The sequence below is a fragment of the Streptomyces sp. NPDC041122 genome (assembly GCF_055592445.1).
The window spans coordinates 1,008,743-1,030,974 of sequence record NZ_JBVIYQ010000002.1 but is presented as its reverse complement, the minus strand read 5'-3'; the positions used below and the strand labels follow the sequence as shown (position 1 = coordinate 1,030,974).

At 74.1% G+C, this 22,232-nt stretch carries 23 protein-coding genes; 12 read left to right on the top strand and 11 right to left on the bottom strand.

Translation table 11 applies throughout. From position 1 onward, the window contains the following. Window positions 1-513: 513 nt before the first annotated feature. Window positions 514-2,148 carry a DUF6345 domain-containing protein gene (locus ACZ6B8_RS10840; protein WP_471606985.1) on the top strand — a complete coding sequence of 545 codons (1,635 nt, stop codon included), beginning with the start codon at window positions 514-516 and terminating at the stop codon, window positions 2,146-2,148. 16 nt (window positions 2,149-2,164) lie between these two features. Here ACZ6B8_RS10840 and ACZ6B8_RS10835 read toward each other — a convergent pair whose 3' ends face one another. The 3 genes from ACZ6B8_RS10835 to ACZ6B8_RS10825 all read right to left on the bottom strand — a co-directional run bounded on the left by ACZ6B8_RS10835 (window position 2,165) and on the right by ACZ6B8_RS10825 (window position 6,371). Continuing rightward, window positions 2,165-3,565 (bottom strand): amino acid permease, encoded by a 1,401-nt coding sequence (locus tag ACZ6B8_RS10835; RefSeq protein WP_471073086.1) that lies wholly within the window; start codon window positions 3,563-3,565, stop codon window positions 2,165-2,167. 83 nt (window positions 3,566-3,648) lie between these two features. After that, the gene (locus ACZ6B8_RS10830) at window positions 3,649-5,790 is read right to left on the bottom strand and encodes a phage holin family protein (RefSeq protein ID WP_471606984.1); all 2,142 of its coding nucleotides are present in this window, start codon (window positions 5,788-5,790) and stop codon (window positions 3,649-3,651) included. A gap of 140 nt (window positions 5,791-5,930) precedes the next feature. Further along, a complete protein-coding gene (locus ACZ6B8_RS10825; protein ID WP_471073089.1) occupies window positions 5,931-6,371 on the bottom strand; it encodes a hypothetical protein in 441 nt (146 codons plus the stop codon). An 84-nt stretch (window positions 6,372-6,455) separates the two neighbouring features. On the opposite strand from ACZ6B8_RS10825, the gene ACZ6B8_RS10820 reads away from it, so the two are divergent. After that, window positions 6,456-7,232, top strand: coding sequence for an MBL fold metallo-hydrolase (locus ACZ6B8_RS10820; RefSeq protein ID WP_471073092.1), 777 nt, complete (start codon window positions 6,456-6,458; stop codon window positions 7,230-7,232). Further along, window positions 7,229-7,849, top strand: a complete 621-nt coding sequence (locus ACZ6B8_RS10815; protein ID WP_471606983.1) for a DedA family protein — start codon at window positions 7,229-7,231, stop codon at window positions 7,847-7,849. The genes ACZ6B8_RS10820 and ACZ6B8_RS10815 overlap by 4 nt, the downstream gene beginning before the upstream one ends. Before the next feature lie 69 nt (window positions 7,850-7,918). On the opposite strand, the gene ACZ6B8_RS10810 is transcribed toward ACZ6B8_RS10815, so the two are convergent. The 3 genes from ACZ6B8_RS10810 to ACZ6B8_RS10800 all read right to left on the bottom strand — a co-directional run bounded on the left by ACZ6B8_RS10810 (window position 7,919) and on the right by ACZ6B8_RS10800 (window position 10,228). Further along, window positions 7,919-8,476: an MmyB family transcriptional regulator gene (locus tag ACZ6B8_RS10810; protein WP_471073098.1), complete on the bottom strand. Its 558-nt coding sequence runs from the start codon at window positions 8,474-8,476 to the stop codon at window positions 7,919-7,921. A 214-nt stretch (window positions 8,477-8,690) separates the two neighbouring features. Next, the gene (gene fabG, locus ACZ6B8_RS10805) at window positions 8,691-9,395 is read right to left on the bottom strand and encodes a 3-oxoacyl-ACP reductase FabG (RefSeq protein ID WP_471073101.1); all 705 of its coding nucleotides are present in this window, start codon (window positions 9,393-9,395) and stop codon (window positions 8,691-8,693) included. A gap of 47 nt (window positions 9,396-9,442) precedes the next feature. Next, the gene (locus tag ACZ6B8_RS10800) at window positions 9,443-10,228 is read right to left on the bottom strand and encodes a helix-turn-helix domain-containing protein (RefSeq protein WP_471606982.1); all 786 of its coding nucleotides are present in this window, start codon (window positions 10,226-10,228) and stop codon (window positions 9,443-9,445) included. Window positions 10,229-10,415: 187 nt separating this feature from the next. On the opposite strand from ACZ6B8_RS10800, the gene ACZ6B8_RS10795 reads away from it, so the two are divergent. Beyond that, window positions 10,416-11,291 carry a helix-turn-helix domain-containing protein gene (locus ACZ6B8_RS10795; RefSeq protein WP_471073107.1) on the top strand — a complete coding sequence of 292 codons (876 nt, stop codon included), beginning with the start codon at window positions 10,416-10,418 and terminating at the stop codon, window positions 11,289-11,291. 21 nt (window positions 11,292-11,312) lie between these two features. On the opposite strand, the gene ACZ6B8_RS10790 is transcribed toward ACZ6B8_RS10795, so the two are convergent. Further along, window positions 11,313-12,254 (bottom strand): MBL fold metallo-hydrolase, encoded by a 942-nt coding sequence (locus tag ACZ6B8_RS10790; RefSeq protein ID WP_471606981.1) that lies wholly within the window; start codon window positions 12,252-12,254, stop codon window positions 11,313-11,315. Window positions 12,255-12,509: 255 nt separating this feature from the next. On the opposite strand from ACZ6B8_RS10790, the gene ACZ6B8_RS10785 reads away from it, so the two are divergent. Beyond that, a complete protein-coding gene (locus tag ACZ6B8_RS10785) occupies window positions 12,510-13,460 on the top strand; it encodes an SDR family NAD(P)-dependent oxidoreductase (RefSeq protein WP_471606980.1) in 951 nt (316 codons plus the stop codon). Window positions 13,461-13,482: 22 nt separating this feature from the next. Here the strand turns inward: ACZ6B8_RS10785 and ACZ6B8_RS10780 are convergent, their stop codons facing one another. The 3 genes from ACZ6B8_RS10780 to ACZ6B8_RS10770 all read right to left on the bottom strand — a co-directional run bounded on the left by ACZ6B8_RS10780 (window position 13,483) and on the right by ACZ6B8_RS10770 (window position 16,845). After that, on the bottom strand, window positions 13,483-14,556 hold the full coding sequence (locus ACZ6B8_RS10780) for an MBL fold metallo-hydrolase (RefSeq protein WP_471073577.1): 1,074 nt from the start codon (window positions 14,554-14,556) through the stop codon (window positions 13,483-13,485). Window positions 14,557-14,612: 56 nt separating this feature from the next. Continuing rightward, complete coding sequence (locus ACZ6B8_RS10775) at window positions 14,613-15,860, bottom strand: aminotransferase class I/II-fold pyridoxal phosphate-dependent enzyme (RefSeq protein ID WP_471606979.1); 1,248 nt, start codon at window positions 15,858-15,860, stop codon at window positions 14,613-14,615. A gap of 277 nt (window positions 15,861-16,137) precedes the next feature. Next, window positions 16,138-16,845 carry an ANTAR domain-containing response regulator gene (locus tag ACZ6B8_RS10770; protein ID WP_471073119.1) on the bottom strand — a complete coding sequence of 236 codons (708 nt, stop codon included), beginning with the start codon at window positions 16,843-16,845 and terminating at the stop codon, window positions 16,138-16,140. A 73-nt stretch (window positions 16,846-16,918) separates the two neighbouring features. On the opposite strand from ACZ6B8_RS10770, the gene ACZ6B8_RS10765 reads away from it, so the two are divergent. Further along, window positions 16,919-18,046, top strand: coding sequence for a PAS domain-containing protein (locus ACZ6B8_RS10765; protein WP_471606978.1), 1,128 nt, complete (start codon window positions 16,919-16,921; stop codon window positions 18,044-18,046). Window positions 18,047-18,080: 34 nt separating this feature from the next. Here ACZ6B8_RS10765 and ACZ6B8_RS10760 read toward each other — a convergent pair whose 3' ends face one another. After that, a complete protein-coding gene (locus tag ACZ6B8_RS10760; protein ID WP_471606977.1) occupies window positions 18,081-18,944 on the bottom strand; it encodes an RNA polymerase sigma factor SigF in 864 nt (287 codons plus the stop codon). A gap of 445 nt (window positions 18,945-19,389) precedes the next feature. Between ACZ6B8_RS10760 and ACZ6B8_RS10755 the strand changes: the two genes are divergently transcribed. The 6 genes from ACZ6B8_RS10755 to ACZ6B8_RS10730 all read left to right on the top strand — a co-directional run bounded on the left by ACZ6B8_RS10755 (window position 19,390) and on the right by ACZ6B8_RS10730 (window position 22,218). Beyond that, on the top strand, window positions 19,390-19,824 hold the full coding sequence (locus ACZ6B8_RS10755) for a CBS domain-containing protein (protein WP_471073125.1): 435 nt from the start codon (window positions 19,390-19,392) through the stop codon (window positions 19,822-19,824). A 129-nt stretch (window positions 19,825-19,953) separates the two neighbouring features. Beyond that, complete coding sequence (locus ACZ6B8_RS10750) at window positions 19,954-20,505, top strand: hypothetical protein (RefSeq protein ID WP_471606976.1); 552 nt, start codon at window positions 19,954-19,956, stop codon at window positions 20,503-20,505. Continuing rightward, window positions 20,502-20,756 (top strand): MrpF/PhaF family protein, encoded by a 255-nt coding sequence (locus ACZ6B8_RS10745; protein ID WP_471073131.1) that lies wholly within the window; start codon window positions 20,502-20,504, stop codon window positions 20,754-20,756. Before ACZ6B8_RS10750 ends, ACZ6B8_RS10745 begins: the two co-directional genes overlap by 4 nt. A 3-nt stretch (window positions 20,757-20,759) precedes the next feature. Then, window positions 20,760-21,062 (top strand): monovalent cation/H(+) antiporter subunit G, encoded by a 303-nt coding sequence (locus tag ACZ6B8_RS10740; RefSeq protein ID WP_471073134.1) that lies wholly within the window; start codon window positions 20,760-20,762, stop codon window positions 21,060-21,062. Continuing rightward, window positions 21,059-21,457 (top strand): hydrogenase subunit MbhD domain-containing protein, encoded by a 399-nt coding sequence (locus ACZ6B8_RS10735; RefSeq protein ID WP_471606975.1) that lies wholly within the window; start codon window positions 21,059-21,061, stop codon window positions 21,455-21,457. The genes ACZ6B8_RS10740 and ACZ6B8_RS10735 overlap by 4 nt, the downstream gene beginning before the upstream one ends. Next, window positions 21,454-22,218: an MnhB domain-containing protein gene (locus ACZ6B8_RS10730; RefSeq protein ID WP_471606974.1), complete on the top strand. Its 765-nt coding sequence runs from the start codon at window positions 21,454-21,456 to the stop codon at window positions 22,216-22,218. The genes ACZ6B8_RS10735 and ACZ6B8_RS10730 overlap by 4 nt, the downstream gene beginning before the upstream one ends. Window positions 22,219-22,232: the final 14 nt, after the last annotated feature.

Sequence of the window (22,232 nt, the reverse complement as noted above, 5' to 3'; positions counted from 1 at the left end):
ACTGCACCACCCTCAACTCCCCTGCTTCGATGTGAGGTTGGACCACTCAGTGCTGGTCACCGGTCGGCCCGCGTAGGCGTCCAGAAAGATGCGGCTGCCGAGCGGGCGGTCGAGCCGCACAGTCATCTTCTCGGCCCGCAGCTCGGAGGTGCAGTCACCGTCCCCGGCCTTCTCGGTGGAGGCGGACTGCGCGCCCCGCTGGGCATGGTGACTCGCCTCATGGCCTCGTCGCCACCACACCCGGCGACAGCTCGGCGTTCTCCATGCCGACGCCCCTGGATGAAAACGGGCCGCCCGGGGCTCCGGGAGTGTTCGAGCGGGGGCCGCAGGTGCGGGTCGGCGGATACGAACACGTGGTGTGCGCCGGCGGGCCCACGGGGTCGTTGAGGTGCGGGAACGGCCCCGTGACCGGGGGCCTATGGCCGGAATGGCAACTGGGCAACGAGCGTCCGCGGTGACACTTTGAGGCCCCCTCGCGCACGGCGCGAGGAGACCGTCTCAGGGGGTATGGCCATGCGCATCAACTACTCGGACCGCGGTCCCTCTCCACTCGAACCGGAGAAGCCCGGAGCCGCGGGGGACCGGGACTCGACCTTCGGCTGGTGGGGTGCCTTCAGCATCCAGAAGTTCGTCAACCAGGCGACGCTCTACCACACGCACGAGGACGCCACCGGCTGGCTGGCGTACCTCCAGCAGTTCTACGACCGCAACTTCTGGTTCGCCGACGGCGGCGCGCAGGTGTGGGCGTACGAGGAGACGTACGACAACTGGCAGGACCGGTACGGGATGGACGCGGTCGTCGCCGTGTACCACTCGGGGCACGGCGGCATGGACGGCAACGGCGTGTTCTTCGCGCCGCTCGGCGCGGCCTGGGACGGCCGCAGCGACGCGATCTCCAACCGGATGGCGCTCGGCAACGAGAAGGTCAACTACGTCTTCTGGTCGACCTGCGACTCGCTGAAGGTCACCGGCGGCCACTCCCCCATCCGCACCTGGGGCGGCCCCAACATCGGCTTCCGGATGCTCTTCGGGTTCGAGACGACCAGCATCGACAGCGGCGACTACGGCAAGAAGTTCTGGGAGAAGTGGCGGGCCGGGCAGACGTACTGCGACGCCTGGCTGAACGCCAGCTGGGACATCTACCACGGCCAGGCGCCGTCGGTGTGCGCGGTCGGCGCCACCCAGGCCGAGGCCACCAACCGCCTCAACACCGAGCGGAACTTCTACCGCGAGCACGTGCCGGACAGCTGGTACGCGTGGCGCTGGTACTACGCGCGCGACAGCATCAGGGACACCCTCACCCAGCTCCCCGGACCGCAGCAGATCGTCCGGCTGGCGCCCGCCGACCCGGGCGCCGAACTGAGCCGGCTCGGGCAGCTCGCGGACTTCCCGTCGGCCGCGCTGCAGGAGATCCAGACCGAGCGGATGGGCGTGCTCAGCGCGGCCTCCGGCGACCGCGTCATCTCCACCTCGCCGCAGGGCGACCGCTGGATCAGGCTCGCCGAGCCCAACCACCGCAACACCCAGCAACTGCCCACCGAGCGCGCGATCGAGACCGCGCGGACCTTCGCCGAGCGGTACGCCGAGGGCGCCGAGCTGGTCGTCGACAGCGTGCACGACCTGATGCAGAACTCCGGGACGAAGGACGGCTCGGAGGTCGGGCGGCCGGTCTCGTTGCAGACCCATGTGACGTTCCGGCAGGTCTTCGACGGCGTCCCCGTCATCACTCCGGGCCGCGGCCTGATCCGCGTCGGCCTCGACAACGACGGCACGCCCGTACAGGCGCAGATCGCCACCCGCCGGGCCACCGGCGCCACCCGCGAGCCGAGCACCGGGATCGCCCCGCCGCAGCCCGAGGGCGCCGCGGCCGCGACGGCCTCGCCGGAGCCCGACCCGCGCAAGGCGCTGGACGCGGCGCAGCGCAGGCTGCTCGCCCACCTCGCGGCGGTCACCGCCGGTGAGGAGAGCGCGCACGACGCGGCGGCGGAGCAGTCGCTCCAGGTCACCGACGTGCCCGGCACGTTCGAGGTCGGCTACGAGGTGGAGGACGACGAGGCGTACCCCGCGGCCCGCAAACTGATCGAGATCGGCGCGCGGGACAGCATGTTCAAGACCCGTCGCTGGGTCGTCGCGCCCCTCGCCCGGTAGGCGGGAGGGAACCGGTTCAGTCGCTCCGCACGGTGGCGGCCCGCTGCTTGCGGGCCGCCATCCACGCGTAGACGAGCACGCCCACGAAGAGGAACAGCACGCCCTGGTAGACGGCCGCGTAGCCGGAGCCCGCGACCAGCCACATGGAGAACGCGAACGCCAGGCCCGCAAGCACCGCGTCCCGCACCAGGCGCCCGCGCACGACGCGCTCGCGCTGTCCGGAGACCAGGAAGTAGATCTGCGCGGCGGTGGCCAGGAGGTAGGGGACGGTCGCCGTGAACGTGGTGATGAGGACCAGCGACTCGAAGACCCCGCCGGAGCCCGCCGTGTAGTTGTAGACGGTCAGCAGCGAGGCGAGGACGACGGTGACGAGGACCCCGACGGTCGGCACCCCACGCTTCTTCCGCCCGAACGCGCTCGGGAACAGCCCGTCCTGGGCGGCGGCGTACGGCGTCTGGGCGCTGAGCAGCGTCCAGCCGTTGAGGGCGCCGACCATCGAGACCAGCGCGGCGACGGCGACCGCGGTGCCGCCCCAGGAGCCGCCGAACATCGCGTCGACGGCGTCGGAGAAGGGCGCGGTGGAGCCCACCAGCTTGTCGTGCGCGACCGTCCCGAAGACGGCGAGCGTGCCGAGGAGGTAGACGAGGGCGGCGCCCAGGGTGCCGAGGATGGTGGCGCGTCCGACGTTGCGGCGCGGGTCGCGCACCTCACCGGCGCTGACGGCCGCCGACTCGACGCCGAGGTAGGAGAAGAGCAGGATCGCGGCGGCGGCCGACACCGCTCCGACCGGGCTGTCGTCGCTCGCCTGGAAAGGGCCGAGGTTGGCGCTGTCGAAGGAGAGGAGTCCGCCGACGGCGACGAGCAGCAGCGGCAGGAACTTCATGACGGTGGCGACCAGTTGGACGGCGCCGACGTACCGGGTGCCCGCGAAGTTGGCGAGGGCGGGCAGGAGTTGCAGGACGAGGGCGGCCAGGCAGGCCGTCCACTTGTGGTCGCCGACGGGCAGCAGGACGTCGAGGTAGCCGACGGCGGCGACGGCCAGGGCCGCGTTCGACACCCAGGTGGTGATCCAGTACGACCAGGCGGCCAGGAACCCCGCGAAGTCGCCGAAGGCGGCGCGGGCGTAGACGTAGGGGCCGCCGGTGCGCGGGTCGCGTTCGGCGAGCCGGCCGAAGACGAGCGCGAGGGCGATGGCCCCGGCGGTCAGGACGCCGAAGGCGACGAGGCTGATGGTGCCGAACGGGGCGACGGACGCCGGCAGCAGGAAGATGCCGCCGCCGATGATGTTCCCCATCACCAGACAGGTGGCGACCGGCAGCCCGAAGCGCCGTGCGTGCTTGCTCTGCGGCGCGCCTTCGACGGATTCCCGCTGGTCGGGGGCCGGAGCCGAGGGTGCGACGGTTCCGGTGTCGTGCATGGGGTGGTGCGCCTCTCGTCGTGCCCGGCGCCCGGGATCGCCGGGCGGAAGACATGGTCGGGCACGCCGGGCGCTGCTCCAAATCAGCGCGTATTGTCCTGCGCCGCACGGTCGGGAGCCGCAAAAGCTGTGTCGGCGGGCGGCTCGAACAGGGAATCGTTCGCCGGTACGGTCACGGGGATCTCCGGTCCCAGGTCCTCCCCCAGCCAGCGCCGCAGCACCCGGTGGACCTGTTCGGCGCCGACCGGCCCGGTGCCGTCCGCCGCCGGGTCGCCGAGCGCGAGCGGCGACAGCAGGAAGGGGCGGGCCTGTGCGCCGCCGAGGCCGCCGTGCGAGCCGATCTGTTCCTCGAAGGCGAGGACCTCGCCCTCCTCCGGGTCGTACCAGGAGTTGACCATGATGTCGGCGACGTGCGGGAAGCCGTCGGTGCGGCGCACGGCGTCCGCGGCGCCGGGCCCGAAGTCGGTGAGCGGCCCGAGGTCGGCGGGGTCCTCGTCCAGATACACCTCGGCGCCGCGCGCGCCGAGCACGAGGGGTCCGCGCTCCGCGCTGCGCACGAGCAGGAAGCCGACGCCCGGGTGGTTGGCGAGGGTGGCGAGCAGCGCCGGGTGCCGCTGGTCGATCTCCTCGCGGGTCAGGCGGTGCGGCACGTCGGGGAAGGAGACGAGGCCGAGGTTGCCGGAGGCCAGCACGATCGGCTCGGCGCCGCGGGCCGGGCGGTGCTGGTCGGTGCCCTCCTCGACGGGCCGGCGCAGCGCGGCCCGGACCGCGGAGCGGGCCTCGGCCCCGCTGTGCGTGCGCTGCGCCTTGCGCGGCACGGGCAGCCCGCAGCCGGCCCGGACCAGGTCGCCGAGGGTGAGCCCGTAGCGGGCGCGGAAGGTCTCGCCCGGGCTCTGTCCGTGGTCGGAGAGCACCACGATCCGGTAGGCGCGCGGCGCGTGGTCGGCGACCTGGTCGAGGAGCGCGAGGGACCGGTCGAGGCGGCGCAGGACCTTGTCGACGTCCTTGCCGGCCGGCCCGGAGTGGTGTGCCACCTCGTCGTACGCGACGAGGTCGGCGTAGACCGCGCTGCGCCCGACGAGCATGTCGCCGATGACGGCGGCGACCACGACGTCGCGCTCGACGACGGTCGCGAAGGCGCGGATGAAGGGGTACAGACCGCCGCGGCCGACCCTGGGGCGGCGCCGCTTCAGCCGGGCGCTCGTGGACTCGCCGATCTCGCGGAAGACCTCGGCGACGAAGGAGAGGGCGGTGCGGACGGCGTTGGCGGGGTCGGAGAAGTACGCGAAGTAGCCGGCCCTCGACCGGTTCTCCCTGCCGCGGCGGGCGGCGATCGACAGGACGAGGGCGAGCTGTTCGGCGCCGCCGCTGAAGAGGTTGCCGCGGCTGGCGCCGTCGACGGTGAGGAGCCCGCCGTCGCCGGTGCGCAGCACGGCCCGGCGCTGCAGTTCGGCGGCGGAGGCGGGCCGGTTGCTGACCATCACCTCGCCGGTGTCCTTCTCGTACCAGCGGAAGGCGGGCACGTCGTGGTTGGAGCCGTGCAGGATGCCGAGCTGGCTCGCGCCGGTCTGGCTCGACCAGTCGGTGCGCCAGGGGGTGAGCCGGTGCGAGGCGGTGGCCGTCGGGCCCTTGCCGAGCCAGCGCGCGACGGTGGGCATGACGTCCCGGTCGACGGCCGAGGTCAGCACGTCGTGGCCGACGCCGTCGAGCTGGAGGAACACGGTGCCGGGCGTGGTGGGGCCCGGGCTGCCGTCGGGGCCGCGCCGGCGGCGGCGGTCGGCGAGGCGGTACAGCCGTCGCCGGTAGGCGTCGTCGTCCCGTACGGCGAGGGCGCCGCCGGTGGCCGAGGCGACGGCGGACATCACGGCGGCCACGACGACAGCGGTCTCGGCGCCCGCCTCCCCGCGGCCCTCCGGGATGAGGCTCAGGGCGAGCAGGAACAGCGACCCGTTGAGGAAGAAGGCGAGCAGCCCGAGGACGAGGGCGGGCACGAGCAGCAGGGCCCGTACGAGCAGCGGCCACACCAGGACGGACAGCAGACCGAAGGCGCCGGCGCCGAGGGCGGCGGTGACCGCGATCCGGGTGGCGCTGTCGCCGGAGTCCGACTGGAGCTTGAAGTCCGGCAGGATGCCGGCGAGCACGAGCATCGTGAGCGTGCTGACGGCCCATACGGCGGTCACGCGCCACAGCGCGCTGCCGACTCTTCGCCATCGCCCGTGCCCCACGCCTCGCCCCTTCACATCTCCCCCGCAACCGGAGACCAGCGTGTCATACCCGTCGGTCGGCCTGGAGCGGAGCGGTACCGGGCGCGGAGGGGGCGGCCCGGCGCGCGGGGCGGGGCGAGGGCCCGGGCGAGGGGTGGCGGTCAGCGGCCGTCGTATCCGGCCGTGGGCATCGAAAGGCGCCGGTGCACCCGTGCCTTCATCTGCGCGTCGTACGCGGGCTCGGCGAGCCCCGCCGTCTCGACCCGCACCCCGCGCCGCGCGCACTCCGCGGTGAACTCGTCCGCCGACCGCAGCGCCCGCTCCAGGACCCTGCGGCTCGGCGCCACGAAGAGGTCCACGAGGCCCGCGTCGACGTCGTCCCACAGCATGGCGTGGTCGGCGCGCAGTCCCCGTACGACGAGTTCGCGGGTGATGACATAGCCCCGCTCGGCCGCCCACCGCGCGCACATCGCGTGCTGGCTGCGCGAGTCGACGAGGAAGGGGTCGGTGTCGAGTTCGGCCAGGGGCGTCAGGCTGGCGATGGCGGCGGCGCGCAGGACGCCGACCACGGTGCCGGCACCGGCCCCCACGACATCTCCCATGGCGTCCCCTCTCACCCTTGGCGTAGGCCGCCGACCCTACTCCTGGCCGTAGGCTCGGAGACAGTCGCACGAAGGAGGAACCGGGTGCCCGTCGAGGTCACATGGTGGGGTCACGCAACATGCACGGTCGAGGACTCGGGCGTGCGCGTCCTGACCGACCCCCTGTTCGCCCGTCGCCTCGCCCATCTGCGCCGGCGCAGAGGCGCGCTGCCGCCGCCGGAGGCGGCCGTCGCCGACGTGGTGCTGGTGTCGCATCTGCACGCCGACCACCTCCATGTGCCGTCGCTCGCCCGGCTCGCGCCCGGCACCCGTGCGCTGGTCCCACGCGGGACGGCGCGCGCCGTGCCCGGTCTGGCCCGCAGGCTGCCCCACCTCCGCTTCACCGAGGTCGCGCCGGGCGACGAGGTCCCGGTCGGCGATGTGGTCGTACGCGTGGTGCCGGCGCTGCACGACGGGCGGCGGCTGCCCGTCGGCCCGCACCGTTCGCCCGCCCTCGGCTTCGTGGTGGCGGGCGAGGCGCGCACGTACTTCGCCGGGGACACCGGGTTGTTCGACGGGATGGCCGACGAGGTCGGTGACATCGACGTGGCGCTGCTGCCGGTCGGCGGCTGGGGCCCGTACCTGGGCCAGGGGCATCTGGACGCGGGCCGGGCGGCGGAGGCGCTGGCCCGGATCGCGCCGCGCAGCGCGGTCCCGGTACACTACGGCACGTACTGGCCGATCGGCATGGACGCGGTGCGTCCCCACGAGTTCCACGCGCCGGGCCATGAGTTCGTCCGGCAGGCGGCCCGGCTCGCCGCCGGGGTGACGGTGCACCGGCTCGCGCACGGGGAGAGCGTGCTGCCGGAGGTGGCGCGGTGATACTCGACGCGGCGACGCGGATCCCGCCGGAGAGCACCCAGCAGGCGCTCGGCTACCCGTCGCTGTTCCTGCTCGTGGTGATCGGCGCGCTGGTCCCGGTGGTGCCGACGGGCGCGCTGGTCAGTTCGGCGGCGGTGGTCGCCGTCCACCAGACGGCGCCGTTCTCGCTGCTGCTGGTCTTCGGTGTGGCAGCGTTTGCGGCGTTCCTCGGGGACGTCGCCCTGTACTGGCTGGGGCGGCGCGGCATGCGGTCGAAGAACGGGTCGCGCTGGCTGGCGGCGATCCGGGACCGGGCGCCGGAGGAGCGGCTGGCGCAGGCGCAGGCCAAGCTGAAGGACCACGGCGTGCTGGTCCTGGTCCTGTCGCGGCTCGTCCCGGCCGGCCGGATCCCGGTGATGCTGGCCTGCCTGATGGCGAAGATGCCGCTGCGTCAGTTCGCCCGCGGCGACATCCCGGCGTGTCTGGCGTGGGCGGTGACGTACCAGCTGATCGGCATCCTCGGCGGCTCCCTCTTCAAGGAGCCGTGGGAGGGCGTCGCGGTGGCGGTCGTCCTGACGGTCCTGATCAGCGTGGCGCCTTCGGTGTGGCGCAAGGTGCGACGGGCCCCGGCCCACTAGTACCGCGCGCGCTCGGCCGGGCGACGGCGCGGCGTCCCGGTCCCGTTCCCCCGGCTCCCGTCCGGCCGCCTACCGGGCCGTCGGGCTGGAGAGGGGCGGAGGTTGATGGGGGCGGGTGGGGCCCGGGCGGTACTGCATCATCACCAGCTGCGCCGCCGTCTCCTGCAGCGTGCTGGCGGCGGTCGCGATGACCCAGCCGGGGCCCTTCTCCGCGTGGTTCACCTGACGGACCGTCCCGTCGGGGTGCAGCGGGTACAGCGTCGAGGTGGCCTGGTAGATCGGGCCCGCGACGGGGTCCCGTCGCACGTCGTGGGCGAGATCGACGAGCGCGGGGTCGGCCGGGTGGGTCGTGACCGCGCGCCGGACGGCCGGGCAGGCCCCCCGCGCCCAGTCCTCGGCCCAGTTCAGCAGCGTGCCCTCGCGCGCCTGGTCGTCCAGCAGCATCCACCGCATGATGTTGGACGGAACGCGGCCGCCGGGGAAGAGCGCCTTGAACTCGGCGTTGTACGCCCGGACGTTCCAGTGCTTGTCGGCGATGTAGGCCATGGCGCCCGTGACCCCTTCGACGACGGTCCGCCAGACCATCCCCGTCCGCGTCGCCTCTGGGTCCTGCTCACCCGGCTGCACTGCCCCGTCTCCCCTCGTCGCGTTCCCCGTGGGGCTCCGTGCCGGCCGGGCTCGTCGGACGAGCCCGGCCGGCATCGGAAGCCGCGCTTCCGGTGCCCCCGGTTCCACATTGTGGGGCATCTTCGGGCCGGTGGGGGTGCGAACTGGGCCCCGTAGGCGGGATTCGGCCCCGCCCACGGGAAGCTCACGGGATGTCCACGGGACGCCGTGCGGCTCAGTGCCCCATGGCGGCGCCTCCGTCGACGGGGATGAGGGCTCCGGTGATGTAGCCGGCCTGCGGCGAGGTGAGGAAGGTGATCGCCGCCGCGATCTCCTCGGGGCGGCCCAGTCGCCCCAGGGGTATCTGGCCGACCATGTGCTCCACCTGCTTCTCGTCGAGCTCCTCGATCATCTTGGTCCGGGTGAGGCCGGGGGCCACGACGTTGAAGGTGATGTTGCGGGAGCCCAGTTCGCGGGCCATGGAGCGCGCGAACCCGACGAGAGCCGCCTTGGATGCCGCGTAGTTGGCCTGTCCCGCCTCTCCGCGCAGCCCGACCGCGGAGGAGACCAGCACGACCCGCCCCGACTTGGCGCGGAGCATGGCCCTGCTCGCGCGCTTGACCGCGCGGAAGGCCCCGGTCAGGTTCGTGTCGAGGACCGAGGTGAAGTCGTCCTCGCTCATCCGCATGAGGAGTCGGTCCTTGGTGATCCCCGCGCAGTACACCAGGACCTCGACCGGCCCGTGTGCCTCCTCCGCCGCCTTGAACGCGGCGTCCACTTGGGCCGTGTCGGTGACATCGCAGGGGAGAGCGAGCAGATCCGCGGGCGGCTCGGCGGTGCGGCAGGTCACGGCGACGCGGTCGCCCGCGTCCCGCAGGGCACGCGCGGTGGCCAGACCGATGCCGCGGCTGCCGCCGATGACGAGGGTGGAACGGGACACGTGAAGCGTCCTTTCTGGCTCCCGGGGAGCCGGTGCGGGGACGGTGGTCAGCACGGGGAGAGCGGCGCCTCGTCACCGGCAGGCCGCGGGCCGATGGCGTCCGCGGTGTCCAGCACGGCGCGGACGAAGCGCTCCCGGACCACGGCGCTGCGCGCGTGCCGCCGTGCGACGAGGAGGCTGACGGCACCCGCGACGGCCGCACCGCGCCACAGCGGCGCCGCGATGACGTCGTGGTCCATCAGCGGGGCGGGGCTGATCGCGTAGCCGTCCTCCCGGATGCGCTGGAAGGGCGGTCGAGCCGCGGTGGAGTCTCCGAGGCCCGCCTGGACGACCCAGCCGGCGGCGTCCGTCTCCAGCGGCGCGCACCACAGCGCCCGAAGTGCCCCTCGTGGAGCGGCTTCCAGCAGTCGCGTGTTCGCCCCGAGCGCCCTTTCCGCGTGTACGCGGAGCGGCGTGCCGACCAGAATCGCCGCGTACGCCAGGGCGATCTGACCGGTCCGTGATTGTAGTGTGATCAATTCAGCACGAACGGAAGGCGAACTGAGCCCCGTTGATGCGTGGTCGCTCGACTCGGGAGGGAAGTCGGAGAACAGATGGGGTGTCTCGGCGAGGGCATAGTGGCCGCGTGGGCCGTGCCGCTGGATGGCGCCCTCACCGACCAGGGCCCGGACATAGCGGTGGACCGTGGCCGGAGGCAGGCCGGACCGCAGCGCGATGGCCGCCGACGGGTGTGCCCCGGGCCCCAGTTGACCCAGTGCGCGCAGTACGGCGAGCGTGCGCCCCACGGCACCGCCCGCCTGGTCCGGCGGCAGGACGACAGCACTCCGCGGCATCGCGCACTCTCCCTCGCAGTCGAGGACCGACGCGCCCCCCGCGGTACGCGTCGGTCCGGTCCGCCATCTTGGCCGCACCCGGCCGCCGACCACCAGGAACGCTTTTTTACGTCGGATGAATTTCAGGAAATCCAGCTTCCGGTAAATGGGAGTGTGCCGTGCGCGACCGCAGCCGAAAGGGAGAAAGGTGGACAATAAGGCAGCCCTGCGCGAACTGCTGCAGTGGAAGAGGCGACAGTTGGACCCCGCCGAGCTGGGCTGGCCCCCGCGCCGCGGCCGCGGCCGGCGTGCCGTGGGGCTCTCCCAGGCACAGGTCGCCCAGCTCCTCTACGTCTCGGAGCGCACCTACGCCCAGCTGGAACGCGGCGAAATGCCCTCCCCCACCGCCGATTTCCTCGACCGCGTGGCCGACGTCCTGCGGCTGGCGGAACATGAGCGCACGGCCGTGTACATCTACGCCCTGGGGCACGAGCCGCCCCATCCACAGGATCCACTGGCCGGCACCACCGTGCCCCCCGCCTGGGTCGAGGCGGTGCGCAGCGTCACGGGCCAGCCGTGCTACGTCAACGACGTCGCCTGGAACGTGGTCGCCTACAACGACGAGTTCGTCCGCATGTTTCCCCGCGCCCCGCACGCCGAGCCTGCCGTTCCCCATCGGAACCTCATGCGCTACATGCTGCTCGACGAGACCGCGCGGGAGCACCAACTGCTGCACTGGGAAACCGAATGGGCCGTACCGCTCACCGCGCAGCTGCGCAACGCCGTGGCCCAGTACCCGGAGAACGAGGACCTGCAGCGGCTCGACGAGGAGGTCGCCGCCGACCCGGTGTCCGGCCCCATCTACCGGGCCAACCATGTGGCGTACGGACATCCCAACGGCGACACCCGTCGTATCCGCTGCACCTGGACGGCTCCCGACCCCGAGCCGGCGCGCCTGAGCCGCTGCTGCGCCGCACACGCGCCCTCCCAGGAGGGTGACGTCACCATGTGCGCCGCCACCCCCCTCGGTTCACCGGGGGCGCGCTTCTTCGTGCTGGTCTTCAAGCCCGACCCGGTGCACTGAAGCGCGCGGCCCCCGGCCGTCTCACCGGTACGACCAGGCCGCCGCCCGGCCGGCGAGTTCGAGGACGGTCGGAGCCGGCGCGTCACCGGCGAGGTGGCTGTACTCGACGGCGATCACGATCATCAGCCGCTCGGGCAGTCCCAGATGCGGGTAGAAGCCGCGCTGGAACAGGTCGTCCATCGCCTTCTCCGCGGTCATCCCCGCCTCGAAGCGACGGTGTATCTCCCGCTGCGCCGTACGGAGATAGACCAGGTGCTCCTCCAGCCCGGCCCGGTCCGTCGGCCGCCCGTGCCCCGGAACGACGATCCGGGGGTCGAGGCCGAGGACGAGCTCGCACGCGTCGATGACGTTCTGGAGCGGGCCCGCCCAGTGCGGCGGATGGTCCCCGTTGAAGAACACGTCTCCGGTGCAGACCACATCACCGATACGCGCCACGAGGTCCCCGACGTGGTGCGCCGGGCCCACCTCGATCAGCTCCACCTCCTTCTCGCCGACGGCGAACGTGTGCCGTCCCGAGAAGGTCCGGGTGGGCGGCGCCAGTCGGGCGGAGGAGAAGTCGAAGACGCCGAAGTGGTCCCGCAGGTACCGGCCGAGGGGTCCGTCGGGTGACTGGTGCACCAGAGCGTGCATCTGCTCGGGAGTCGGCTCGTGGTGCAGGTGCTGCCGCCCGGCGTCGGTGGCGATGATCTCCGCGCCGTCGAACAGGTGGTTGCCGAAGGTGTGGTCGCCGTTCGCATGGGTGTTGACCACGGTGGAGACGGTGCGGGTCCCGAGCCTGGGCCGGGCCGCGGCGATCATCGCCCGGGTCAGGGGGCCGTCGTACGGAGTGTCGATGACGGCGGCGTCGGAGCCCGAGACGATCCACAGACAGTTCGCGTAGCCCCAAAGACCCTCGCCTTCGGGGGCCCAGAGGAAGAGCCCGTCGGCGCCTGGTATCTCGGTGAGCTGCGTGGGGAGGTTCATGGGCGCATTCTCACCGATTCGCGCGCTTCGCCGCCTGTGGTGTGGACCACAGTCAGTTTCGTTCCCCGACCGACGACTTGACGGGCCGTCCCCTCGGGCGTCGCCGCGAGGTGGTTTCCTTCCCGGGCCGGGCGTGTCGGGAGTCTGTCGGTGGCTTCCCCTGCCTGTCGGTCCGCTGTCGGTGCGGTCTGTGATCTTGGGCAAGTGGGTGCTCGGCCGGGGCACCCTTCATCTGCCCGAGCGAGGAGTCGCCACATGCCGTCCACCGCCCAGCACCGACCGTGGGACGTAGACCGGTTGCCGTCCGCCCGAGAGCGCGTGTTCCTCGTCACCGGGGGCAACGCGGGGATCGGCTACTTCACCGCAGAACAGCTCGCCGGCACCGGCGCCGTCGTCGTTCTCGGCAGCCGGGACGACACCAAGGCCGAGGCGGCGATGGCCTCGATCCGCTCGCGTGTACCCGGCGCGCGGGTCCGCCACCTCCGCCTCGACCTCGCCGATCTGTCGTCCCTGGAGAGTTCCGTCGACCGGCTGGGACTCGACCGGCTCGACGCGGTCGTGCACAACGCCGGCGTCGCGCTCGACGATCCGCCGCGCCGGGAAACGGGGGACGGCAACGAGCTGATGTTCGGCACCAACCATCTGGGCCACTTCGCCCTCACCGGATGGCTCGCGCCCCTCCTGCGTGCCGCTCCGGCCGCCCGCGTCGTGACGGTGGGGAGCTTCGCGGCGCGCTCCGAACGCCTCGACCCCGACGATCTGCAGTCGGTACGGGACTACCGCCCCAAGCGCACCTACGGCCGGTCGAAGCTGGCGCAGATGCACTTCGGTTTCGAGCTCGACCGCCGGCTGCGCGCGGCCGGGAGCACGGTGCTCAGTCTGGTGGCCCACCCCGGCGGCGCCCTGGACTCCCTCACGCCCTCCCGCCCGCCGGTCCACGCGGTCTCCCCCGGCGCCCGGCTGCGGGCCGCGCCCGCCGGGCTCATGGTGCAGGGCAAGGACGCCGGGGCGTGGCCGATCGTCCGCGCCGTGCTCGACCCCGGGGCCGAGGGCGGGCAGCTGTGGGGGCCGAGGATCTTCGGGCTGCGGGGCCTGCCGCGCCGAGAGCCCGTCCCCGAGCACATGCGGGACACGGCCGTCGCCGCCCGGCTGTGGGCGGCCAGCGCCGAACTGACCGGCGGGGACCCGCTTCTCGGGTTCCGATAGGGGGAACCGCGCGCCCCGCCGCTCACTCCACCACCCGTGACGCCCCCACCGGCAGGTCCCACAGGTCCGCGCGGGGGCGTCCCGTCCTCTCCCAGGCCGCCCGCACCCGGGTGAGCGGTTCGAGCACGGGCTCGGCCGAGAGCAGGAAGGTGCCCCAGTGCATCGGCGCCATCCGGCGTGCGCCCAGGTCGGCCGCCGCGCGGACGGCCTCCTCCGGGTCGCAGTGGACGTCCCTGAGCCACCAGCGCGGCTCGTACGCGCCGATCGGCAGGAGCGCGAGATCGATGCCGGGGTAGCGGGCACCGATCCGCTCGAACCAGTGGCCGTATCCGGTGTCGCCCGCGAAGTAGACCCGTTGGCCCTGTGCGTCGGTGAGCACCCAACCGCCCCACAGCGTCCGGCAGGTGTCGAGGAGGGACCGCTTCGACCAGTGGTGGGCGGGCACGAAGTCGAAGCGCACACCGCGCAGTTCGGCGCCCTCCCACCAGTCGAGCTCGGTGACGTGGGTGAAGCGGCGCCGGGTGAACCAGCGCGCGAGGCCCGCGGGCACGAAGACCGGGGTGTTCCTGGGGAGCCGGTTCAGCGTCGGCGCGTCCAGGTGGTCGTAGTGGTTGTGGCTGATGACGACCGCGTCGACGGGCGGCAGGGCGCTCCAGGTGACGCCGACGGGGGTGACACGGGCCGGGGTGCCGAGGATCCTGCGGGACCAGACGGGGTCCGTGAGCACGGTGAGGCCGCCGATGCGGACGACCCAACTGGCGTGCCCCGCCCAGGTGACGGCGACGGTGCGGGCGTCGACACGGGGCAGCGGTCCGGGGGCGAAGGGCAGCCGCCGGATGTCGGCGAGGCCTTCGGCGCGCGGCCGCAGCGCGCCCTCGCGCGCGAACCTGGCGAGCCCGCGCAACCCGGGCAGGGGCGCGGTGAGCCGGTCGGCGAAGGACCTGGGCCAGGCCCGGGTGCCACCGGGCGGGCGCGGCGGCGCGGGGGCGGGTGCGGTGGGCAGGTCGGCCACGCCAACCACGTCGGCCGCTTCGGACACGTCGGGCAGCGGTCCGGGAGCGGCTCCGGTGCGCGGCGGCGTCGGGGTCCCGGCCATCGGCTGTCGCCGCCGCTGCCGCGACCGGCCGTCTTCCTTCGGCTGTGCCTGCTGGGTCATCGAGGAGGCTCCCTTCGCCGGGCTGCTGCGCGGAGATCGTCGAAGGCGGCGGTGAAAGCACTCAACGCCCGTTGTATGTGCGGCAGTTCCAGCGGGTCCGGCGCGGCGAGCGACGCCAGGCGCTCCGCCTGGGTCGTGCCGAGGAGCGGTCCCGTGGACAGCCGTACGCGCAGGGCGTCGATGTCGTCGCCGAAGCGGTGGCCACCGGGCGCGGGCATGCCGAGCCGGGCGGTGAGGAAGTCCTCCAGGTCCTGCGCGTCACCGACGCCACGCGCGGCGAGCACGCAGCGCAGGGGGCCGAGGTCCGCGTACAGGTGGCGGCCCGCCTGCGGGGGCCGGGCCAGGACGCCCGCGTCGAGCAGCGCGCGGTGCGCGGCGGCGGCCACGCGCGTGTGCAGGCGGACGGTGGCCGTGAGCCGCCCGGTGACCTCGTCCGGCTCGCCGAGCGCGTATGCCGCCGCTGCCGCGGCCGGGGCGGCGAGGGTCGCGCCGAGCGCCGTGAGGACGTCGAGGGTGCGGGCGCGCAGGGCGGCGCCCGCGTCGGTGGCGGGGAAGCGGGCGACGGCGGCGGGCAGCGCCGGCGGGAGCAGCGGCCCGGCGAGGTCGCAGAGGACGGTCACCCGCTCGTGGTCCATCTCGGCGGGGCCGATCAGGACGGTGTCGTGGGGGTGGTGCAGGGTGTCGCGCCAGGTCTCGTCGCTGACGACGTGCAGTCCCTCGCCGGCGGCCGCCTCGACGGCCTCGTGCAGCACCTCGGGGGGCGGCACGGTGGCGGTGGGGTCGTCGGCCACGGAGAGCACCAGGAGCCGGGGGCGGCCGCCCTCGGCGCGGACCCGGCGGACGGTCTCCAGGAGCGCGTAGGGGTCGGGGACGCCGCCGCACTCCGCCGGGGTCGGCACATGGTAGACCGCGCTGCCGAGCAGCCGCGCCTGCGGCTCCCACCAGGCGGGGCAGGGCCGGGGCAGCAGGACGTCGCCGCCGAGCGCCGCACCGAGGGCGAGCAGCAGCGGCGGGGCGCCGGGCGCGGCGGCGATGTGGTCGCGCTCGACGGGCAGGCCGCGCCGGTCCCAGTAGCCGCTCGCGGCGTCCCGGAGTGCGGGGCCGCCGCCCGGGGGCTCGCCGGAGGAGCGGCCCGCGACCGCGGCGGCGGCCGCCGCCACCTCGGGCAGGACCGGGAGGCCGGGGTCCGGCGCGGGCGGCCCGTACCGGACGGGGCCGTGGCCCTCCGTGTCCGTCCGCCTCATCCGCACCTCCGTGCACTCGTGTGACGGTGTCCTGATGCCCCGTGTGCCGGTGCGTATCCAGGACCGCCGGGACGTCGCCGTACCTGCCCATCACAACGCGGCACCCTCCCGCGCGCCCGCGCTGGCCCCCGCCCGGGTGAGCGTCCCGCGGGCTCGCGCGGCCGGTGGAGCGGACACGGGAAGGGCCCGGACCTGGTCGTTTCCGACCGGTCCGGGCCCTTGTGCGCCGCCCTGCGGATGCGCCGCCCTGCGGACCTCCTGTGCGGCTGCCTCGGCGTCAGCGCCCCAGGGAGGCCAGCTCGCGTTCCAGTCCTCGCCCCTTCGTCTCGACCAGCGCGGCCGCGACGTCCGCGAGCTTCCGGTTGGTCGCCTGGGAGATCCGCCGCAGCACTGCGAACGCGGCGTCGGCGTCGCAGGCGAGGACGTGCATGACGATCCCCGAGGCCTGGTCCACGACGGGCCGTGTCCGCAGGGCCGCGCCGAGCTGGTCCAGCTCGGTCAGCGCGGCGCGGTAGTGCCGGTCGCGGACGAAACTCGTGGTGGCGAAGGAGCCGAGCGCCTGCGCGGGCCCGCGCCGGGTGTCGTCGAAGACGCCCGGGTGGAAGCTGAACAGGGTCAGGGTGACCGTGAGGCCGCCGCGCGGGAAGGGCAGCGTGAGACAGGACCGTACGCCGGAGTCGAGGGCCAGCGCCCGGTACTCGGGCCACCGTTCGTCCCGCAGCAGGTCCTCGGAGTCGACCGCCGTGCCGCTCTCCTCCGCGGCGGGGATGGGCCCGTCGCCCGAGCGCAGCTGCAGCGCGACGAGACCGGCGAGGTCGGGGTGGGTGACCGCGGCGGGGTGCTCTCCGCCCAGGTCGGAAACGGTCGTACCGGCGCCGCAGCAGGCAGGGGTGCAGCGCGCGGCCTGTTCGGCGAGCTCGGACAGCCTACGGCCGGGCAGCGACGACTCGGGGCGCAGCAGGTCCGGGTCCGGCAAGGGAGCCATGGCGTCTCCTCCTCTCTGCTTCGGCTTCCCGGCAAGGCCTCCGGAAAACGGCCGCAGCCGTTAGGTTCGACCCATGTCTCACATGGAGGAGTTCGGTGAAGACCTCGCGGATTTTGTGCGTCGTATCGCCGAGTTGAAGTCCGCCCGCTCCGTCCCCGCGGGCGACCTCAGCACCGTGCTCGACGCGGCGCTCTTCGAACTCGACCACGTCGCCGCCCAGTTGTGGCCCACGTACGAACGCCTCGCGGTCAACGGGCAGTGGGACAGCGCCACCTCGGACCGGGACGAACAGCGGCTGCTGCGGGCGCTGTTCCAGCGGATGCCGCTGCCGGTCGCGCTGATAGACAGGGAGACCGTGGTCCGGCGGATGAACTTCGCCGCGACCGGTCTCACCGGGGTCCGCGCCGGGTACGCGACGGGCCGGCCGCTCGCCGGTTTCCTGGTCCACGCCGACCGGGTCGCCTTCCGTTCGCAGACCGCGGCGGTCGCGCGCGGCGAGGGCGACCGGAGCCTCAACGTCCATCTCCAGCGGAGCCCCGGCACCCCGGTGCGCGCCACGCTCACGGCGCTGCGTCCGGGCGCCGAGCCGCGCGCCGGGGTGCTCGTCGTGCTGCAGCCCTCGGGAGAGCGCGCCGAGCGGCTGCCGAGCGCCCCGGGCCCCGCCCCCGACCTCGCCGAGGCGACCCGGCACGCCGCGCAGCTCGACCTCGCCGACGAGATGACGGCGGCCCTGCTCACCGCGCCGGCCGGGGACCGCACGGCCGTCCTCGAACGGGCGGCGGCGGTGCTGCACGGGCGGTTCGCGGACTGGGTGATCGCCGACGAGGGCGCGGCGCGGCTGCGGCGCGTGACGGTCCTCGGCCCGCCGGACGCGCCGGCCGGCGACGTCCTGACGCAGGACCCCGCCGCGTGCCCCCTCGTCGTGGAGGCGGCGCGCGGCGGGGCGGCCTCGCTGCAGGTGCGCCCGGAGGACCCGGACGCCTTCGGCAGGGACGCGTCCGGCGCGCACGTCCTGGTGCGCGCCGAGGTCACCTCCCTGCTGTGCGTGCCGCTGACCGCCCACCGGCACGGGCCGGTGGAGGGCGTCCTCACGCTCTTCCGCAGCGGCCCGCGCCTCGCCTTCTCGATGGCGGAGGCGCGGGCCGTCGACGTGATGTCCCGGCACATGGCGCTCGCCATGCGCCGCGGCGCGGGCCCCTGAAGGGCCGGGGCAGGGCGCCCGGTCCGCCCGGGCGTCAGGCGGCGTCCCGCATGACCTGGTCGCGCAGCCGGTCGCAGCAGCGGCTGATGAGCCGTGAGACGTGCATCTGCGAGATGCCCATCTCGTCGGCGATGCGGCTCTGCGTCATGTCGCCGAAGAACCGCATGTAGAGGATGGTGCGTTCGCGTTCGGGCAGCTGGGCGATGCGGGGCTTGACGGCCTCGCGGTCGACGACGATGTCGAGCGCGTGGTCGGGGCCGCCCAGGGCGTCGCTCAGCGAGTAGCCGTCCTCGCTGCCCGGGAGTTCGGCGTCGAGGGAGAGCGCGGTGAAGCTGTCCAGGGCCTCCAGGCCGGCCTTCGCGTCCTCCACGCTCATCTGCGCGTGCTCGGCGATCTCGGCGACGGTCGGGGCCTGTCCGGAGACGGTCTGGGAGAGGTCCTGGCGCGCGAACCGCACCCGGTTGCGCAGGTCCTGGACGCGGCGCGGCACATGCAGGGTCCACATGTGGTCGCGGAAGTGCCGCTTGATCTCACCGGTGATGGTGGGCACGGCGTAGCTCTCGAAGGCGGTGCCGCGCCGGGGGTCGTAGCGGTCGACGGCCTTCACCAGGCCGAGGGCCGCCACCTGGCGCAGGTCGTCGAGGGCCTCGCCGCGGTTGCGGAACCGGCCGGCGAGGCGCTCGGCCATGGGGAGCCAGACCTGGACGATCTCCTTGCGCAGGGCGTCCCGTTCGGCGCCGGGCGTCAGGTCGACGAGGCGCTCGAAGGCTTCCGCGGTGTCGGGGGCGTCGTCGTGCGGGTGACGCTTGGTCCGCGCGGGGCCGGTCGCCGCGCGAGCGGGGGCCGCGGTGCGGGTCGTCCGCACGGGGGCCGCGGGGACGGTCGTCCTCGTGGCCACGGGGGTGGCGGACGTCCTGGGGGGTACTGCCTTGCCGGTGTGGGATCGCATGGTGCGTCGCAACTCCCTAGTGGGTGCCTTGGGTGGACGGTCACCGTGGGAGCGCGTGCGCGTCGGACCACGACGGGACACACCCGGGAGGAGTGACGCGGTCACTCCCACGGACGTGCCTCCGGTCCGAAGCACTCTCCTCCGCCTGCCCCCGGCTTCCCGCGACAAACGCCCCCGAGGTTTTCCGCCGCTCGCTCAGGACACCCGGACGGGTCCGACGCCCCGGCGGTGGCCGGAGGTTCGCCGTCGGGCCGGCCGGGTGACGACGGCGTACGGCGGAGCGATGGGCACCGAACCTCCGCGACCGGCCGAGGCATGGGCCGTTGACGCGGGGGTACGCGCCGGAATCATCACGACGAACGTACGACGGACGCAGGCAGGAAGGGACTCGGCCATGGCTGAATTCGTGAGGGACGTCATGACGCCGGGCGTCGTGGCGGTACGCCCCGACGCTTCCCTCGTCGAGGCGGCGCAGCTGATGCGCGCGCAGGACATCGGCGACGTGCTGGTCGCCACCGACGGGCACGTGCTCGGCGTACTCACCGACCGGGACATCGCGCTGCGCGCCGTGGCGGACGGCGCCGATCCGCTGACGGTCAGCGCGCAGGCCGTCTGCACGCCGAACCCCGTCGTCGTGGCCCCCGACGACGCGGTGTCGGAGGCGGTCGGGCTGATGCGCGACCACGCGGTGCGCCGGCTGCCCGTCGTCGAGGACGGCCACCCGGTGGGGATGGTGAGCCTCGGTGATCTGGCGCTCGCCCAGGACCCGTCGTCGGCGCTGGCGGACATCAGCCGCGCCGCCCCGGACGGTCGGCCCGGCAGGGCCTAGGGGGCGCGCCGTGTCGGTGCCCCGCCCGCGTGCCGAAGGCCCGTACAAAGGCTGGACGGCGTCGGGCCGGACGGCGCGACGCGAGGGGACGGCGACGCAAGTGGACCGGAACGGAGGTGCCCTCGGGTGATGTCCCGTGACGTCTCGCCGGCGGGCCGTGAGCTGTGGTCGGCCGGTCGTGAAGTGCTGCTCTGGGCGGTCCTGTTGCTCGCCCTCTATCTGATCTTCGTGGGCCCGCTCTCCCTCCTCGAACTGGCCGTCGGCGCCGGCCTCGCCGTGCTCGGTGCGCCGGCCGCTCGGGGCGTACGGCGCGTCTCCGGGGTGCGGGTCGACGGCCTCGGACCGTGTCTGGCGGCGCTCCGCGTCTGGCCCGTCGCCTGTGTCACGGAGATGGCCGGCCTGGGGGCCGCGGTGGTACGGGCACTGCGGGGGCGCCCGGAGCGCGGCGGCTTCCGGACGGTGCGGCTGCGGCCGGGCGTCGGGCCCGCGTGGGCGGCCACGCTGCTCTCCTCGACTCCGGGGGCGTATGTGCTGGACGCGGACGACGGGGAGATGCGGGTGCGCGCCCTCGACGGAAAGCCCTCACGCATCGAGCGGGTCCTGTCGACGGGCGCCGACGAGGGGTCACCGTCGCGCACCCCGGACGGCGCCGCGCCGCGGCCTGGGGGCGGGGCCTCGTGAACGGCTGGCTGGTGGCGGCCCTGGTGCTGCTCGTCGGCGGCCTGGGCCCCGCGCTGTGGGTGGCCTGCCGGGGTCCCGCGACCGAGCGGCTCGTCGGGCTCGCCCTCGCCTCTACATGCTCGCCCGCCGTATTCCTCGCCCTCGCCGAGGGTTTCGGCCGCTCCTCGTACGTGGATGTCGCCCTGGTGTCCGTCGTGCTCGGGCCCGTCGGGGTGCTGGTGTTCGCCCGCTGTCTGCCTCTGGAGGACTGATCCGTGCGGCACGCCTGCGCGTTGACGCTGCTGACGGCCGGCGTCGGTGTCCTGTTGTTCTCCGCCCTCGCGCTGCTCGTCCTGGAGCGCCCGTACGGGCGGCTGCACGCCCTGGCCCCGGCGGCCTCGGTCGGGGTGCCGCTCGTGGCGCTGGCGGCGGCGGTGGAGACCGGCCCGGGGCGCGCGGCGCTCAAACTGCTCTTCCTGGCCCTGCTCTCGGCGGTCGGCGGTCCGGCCACGACGACGGCGGTGGCCCGCGCCCAGGCCCGCAGGGCCGACATGCCGCGGAAGGACGACGCCCGGTGAGCCCCGCTGATCTGCCCCTGGCCGCCGCGCTGTTGCTGGTGGCGGTGGCCGCGACCGTCTCCGTGCTCACTCGCGACCCGGTGCGCCAGGCGGTGGTCCTCGCCATGCTGGGGCTGCTCCTCGCCCTGCTGTTCCTGTTGCTGCACGCCCCCGACGTGGCGCTGTCGCAGCTTGCGGTGGGCGCGGCCGTCACCCCGCTGCTGATCCTGCTGACGGCACGGTCGGTGCGCAGGTCCGCGGGGCGGGGGCGCGTCCGGCCCGGTGGCGGGCCGGGGCTGCCGCGTGGCGCGGGCGACGGCGATGGTCCCGACGGGTCCGGCCAGGGCGCCGACGGCGCCGGTGCGGGCGCCGACCGCGCCGGTCCCGGGGGCGCGCCGGACGAGGGAGGGGCATGAGCCGGCGCGTCAGGACGCTGCTGTTCCTCGTCTCCGCCGCGGTGTTCGCCGTCTGCTTCACCCTGGCCTGTTTCCGCCTGCCGCCCTTCGGCACCGACCACCACCCCTACGGGGCCCGCACCGTGGCCGCCTCGCTCCAGCAGCGGACCGCCAACGTCGTCGCCTCCCTCACCTTCGACCAGCGCGGCCTGGACACGCTCGGCGAGGAGGCCCTGCTCTTCGCCGCGGTGCTCGGCGCGGTGGTGCTGCTGCGGCGGGCCCGCGACGAGAGCGCCCACGACCCCGAACCCCTCGACGTGGCGCCGCCGATCGGCCTGTTCGGCGCGCTGTCGCTGCCGGTGACCCTGCTGGTGGGCGGCTACGTCGTGGCGCATGTGCAGCTGACGCCCGGCGGCGGCTTCCAGGGCGGCATCGTCCTGGCGACGGGCCTGCACCTGGCCTATCTGGCCGCCGACTACCGGGTGTTGAAGCGGGTGCGGCCGCTGGCCACCCTGCACGCCGCCGACGCGATCGCCGCGGGGGCGTTCGCCGCGCTCGGCTGCGCGGGGCTCCTCGCGGGCGGCGCGTACCTGGAGAACGTGCTGCCGCTCGGCACCTTCAAAGAGCTCTCGTCGGCGGGCCTCGTCCCCGTCGTGAACGTCGCCGTCGGCGTGGAGGTGGGCTCCGGCATCGTCGTGCTCCTCGCCCACTTCCTGGAGCAGGCGCACGAGATGGGGTCGCTGGGGCAGGAGTCGGAGAAGGATGCGGGAGGAGCGCTGTGAGTTCAGGAGGAGCA